Annotated in this window: 1 protein-coding gene and 2 pseudogenes; 2 read left to right on the forward strand and 1 reads right to left on the reverse strand. The window is 73.1% G+C overall.

The features are described from left to right. Together IH13_RS0113695 and IH13_RS0113700 are read left to right on the forward strand one after the other, a co-directional pair. Window positions 1-580, forward strand: a pseudogene (locus IH13_RS0113695) (M18 family aminopeptidase); the annotation flags it as partial. A 102-nt stretch (window positions 581-682) separates the two neighbouring features. Continuing rightward, a complete protein-coding gene (locus tag IH13_RS0113700; protein WP_031084228.1) occupies window positions 683-904 on the forward strand; it encodes a DUF6458 family protein in 222 nt (73 codons plus the stop codon). A 383-nt stretch (window positions 905-1,287) separates the two neighbouring features. Here the strand turns inward: IH13_RS0113700 and IH13_RS0113710 are convergent. Further along, window positions 1,288-2,009 (reverse strand): annotated as a pseudogene (locus IH13_RS0113710) (alkyl hydroperoxide reductase); the annotation flags it as partial.

A 2,009-nucleotide genomic window follows, 5' to 3' on the forward strand; every position in this document is an offset into this window, starting at 1 on the left:
CGCGACGGCCGCACTGGCCGCCGTGGCCGGGCAGCCGGGCGGCGACCTCCCGTACATCCCCGTGCTGGCCGCCTTCGACCACGAGGAGAACGGCTCCCAGTCCGACACCGGAGCGGACGGCCCGCTGCTCGGCACGGTCCTGGAGCGTTCCGTCTTCGCCCGCGGGGGCACCTACGAGGACCGGGCCCGGGCCTTCGCCGGAACCGTCTGCCTCTCCTCCGACACCGGCCACGCCGTCCACCCGAACTACGCCGAGCGCCACGACCCCACGCACCACCCGGTGGTCAACGGCGGGCCGATCCTCAAGGTCAACGTCAACATGCGGTACGCGACCGACGGCAGCGGCCGGGCCGTGTTCGCTGCGGCCTGCGAGAAGGCCGGCGTGCCGTGGCAGACCTTCGTGTCCAACAACTCGATGCCCTGCGGCACGACGATCGGCCCGATCACCGCCGCCCGCCACGGCATCCAGACCGTCGACATCGGTGTCGCGATCCTCTCCATGCACAGCGCCCGTGAGCTGTGCGGCGCCGACGACCCCTACCTGCTGGCGAACGCCCTCACGGCGTTCCTGGCGGGCTGACGCCCCGCCAACCCCCTCTGCCCGGCGCATCATCGCTACCGGGCCGGGTACGCGACCCGTACACCGGCCCGGAGCCACCGGGCCGTCGAGGAGGCGGTATTCATGGGACTCGGAGGATGCATCGTCCTCATCGGTGCGGGGGCCATCCTGGCCTTCGCCACCGACTGGGAGATCGACACCGTCAACGTGGACCTGGTCGGCTGGATCATGATGATCGTCGGAGTCATCGGCGTCTTCGTCTACGCCAGCATCATGCGCCGACGCCGCATGCTCGTCCCCCCGACCACCACCGTCGTACCGGACGACGACCGGCGCATGATGTAGCACCCCGGCCCTGGCCGGGCGGGCCGCCCGCGACGACACCTCCGGCGGCAGCTGCCTGATGACGGGCTTCCCCGAGACCCGGTTCCCGGAGAACGCCCGCGGCACCGTTCCGCCCATGGCCGGGAGCAGCCCGGAGGCCCCGGACGGCCTGGAGCCGGGCGTCACCGCCTGTGCGGCGGTCCGGACGCCCGAAGGCGGCCGGAAGGAGAGCACCGAGACGGTGAGGGATCTCCGTCACGCTGCCGAAGGGGGCCGGCACGGCCCTCGTGAAGGCGCCCGGTGACGCGGGCGTCACCGTCGCCCCCACGACGTGGGCGACCGCTTACTGGACGTACGAACTCCGCGACGGCGCCTACACGTTCCGAGCCGCCGTCCGGTACCCGTCAGCCCCGGTCGTCCAGCCCGGCCAGTACCAGCGCCAGCCTGGTGTCCCCGTCCCCGGTGATCTGAACGGGGACGCCCCAGTCCTGCTGGTGCACATGGCAGGCCGGGTACTCGTTGGCGGGGTCGTCGTCGCAGGATGCGGCCATCGCGGAGACGTGCAGGACGCCCTCGGTGATCCCGTCGGCCAGGACCAGGTCGCGGCCCAGGTCCGTCCCGGGCCCCGCTCCCCCGGCCAGTAGTTCCGGCGGGGTCGAGGAGACCAGGAGCCGGGTCGAGGGGCCGTAGCGGGTGTCCAGCTTCTGTCCCGCGGGCGCCTGGAAGACCACGTCCAGCCGGAGTGTGCCGGGGGCGATGGCGGTGGCCGCCCGCTGGGTGCGGTGAGCCCGGTCGGCGACGCGTACGGCTTCCTCGGGAAGGCGCAACCGGGTCAGCCGGTGCCGGGCGGACTCGACGACGACCAGGTCGCCGTCGACGAGCACGACGTCGCTGGGCTCCCGCAGGTCGGTGGCGAGCGTCGTGACCTCGCCACTGGCCGGGTCGAACCGCCGCAGCGCGTGGTTGTAGGTGTCGCTGACGGCGACCGAGCCGTCGGGGAGGGCGGTGACCCCCAGCGGATGCTGGAAGAGCGCCTGGCCGGCCGCCCCGTCCCGGTGGCCGAAGTCGAAGAGGCCGGTGCCGACGGCGGTGTGCACCGCGCCGTCCAGGTCGACGTACCGCAGTG

The sequence above is a fragment of the Streptomyces sp. NRRL WC-3549 genome, assembly GCF_000721935.1.
In the GTDB taxonomy this organism is placed as follows: Bacteria; Actinomycetota; Actinomycetes; order Streptomycetales; family Streptomycetaceae; genus Streptomyces.

Bases quoted from the DNA above. Each gene is read 5' to 3' on its own strand.
- IH13_RS0113700 (WP_031084228.1), top strand. From the start codon at position 683: ATGGGACTCGGAGGATGCATCGTCCTCATCGGTGCGGGGGCCATCCTG.